The sequence below is a fragment of the Pseudocitrobacter sp. 2023LY-00077 genome (assembly GCF_055796175.1).
This window is the reverse complement of record NZ_JBSPEI010000071.1, coordinates 1-681: the sequence shown is the minus strand read 5'-3', so window position 1 is coordinate 681 and position 681 is coordinate 1. Positions and strand designations below refer to the sequence as shown.

Sequence of the window (681 nt, the reverse complement as noted above, 5' to 3'; positions counted from 1 at the left end):
TCATCGCCTTACCCTCTGTTTGTATCGTGAGCTAATAAAAAGGCCGCCATTAGGCAGCCTGTATGATTTCCAAATTTTGCAGGGATGCTCCAGCAACCCACGCCCAATACATCCAGTGGTCTCTGGCATCTCCTTCATCCTCAGCCTCAATGACACGGTCAAAGGATTCGTCATTCCACTTACCAGTGCAGCGAAACTTATTGCCTCCATCCATACCCTTACCTCTGTAGTTACCCGCGTAAAAAAGGCCGCCTAAGCGACCTCAATACCCTGAATATTCACGAAGAGCCTCGATAATCTCTTCGCAGTCGTTAAGAAGCTCGTTTTCTTCAGATTCATCTTCTCGCTCCTTAAGAGCTTCGATGTTTCCTGCTAACTGCCGAAGCATTGCTTGTTGCCATTCCGGATCGAAGCTGCTTGGTATTTCAATATCCATTGCCTCACCTCAATAAGTTGTTATTAACGCGCTGTGAAATGTTTTGGTGGTGAAGGCCGGACGTTACCCCGGCGATGTGTTCAAGGTCGGACGAAACCGAACTCTCTGGGCCACCTTCCTTCCCAGCCACGAATTGCTTGTGTTCGTGCGCCACGTTGCGTGTCTCCGTTTATCCACGCCGCTTCACCCCAAAACATTCCAGTTAGTGCCGGGATATTTATCCACGCCCGGCGCGTGGTTTCCTT

The 681-nt window shown here is 49.8% G+C and carries 2 protein-coding genes; both read right to left on the bottom strand.

Annotated elements, in window-relative coordinates; translation table 11 throughout:
- Nucleotides 1-49: 49 nt before the first annotated feature.
- Nucleotides 50-214, bottom strand: a complete 165-nt coding sequence (locus tag ACWWFX_RS25390) for a hypothetical protein (RefSeq protein WP_276224366.1) — start codon at nucleotides 212-214, stop codon at nucleotides 50-52.
- A 48-nt stretch (nucleotides 215-262) separates the two neighbouring features.
- On the bottom strand, nucleotides 263-436 hold the full coding sequence (locus ACWWFX_RS25385) for a hypothetical protein (protein ID WP_473225114.1): 174 nt from the start codon (nucleotides 434-436) through the stop codon (nucleotides 263-265).
- Between the last annotated feature and the right edge of the window lie 245 nt (nucleotides 437-681).

Coding starts and splice junctions, on each gene's coding strand:
- ACWWFX_RS25390 (WP_276224366.1), bottom strand. CDS start 214: ATGGATGGAGGCAATAAGTTTCGCTGCACTGGTAAGTGGAATGACGAA.
- ACWWFX_RS25385 (WP_473225114.1), bottom strand. CDS start 436: ATGGATATTGAAATACCAAGCAGCTTCGATCCGGAATGGCAACAAGCA.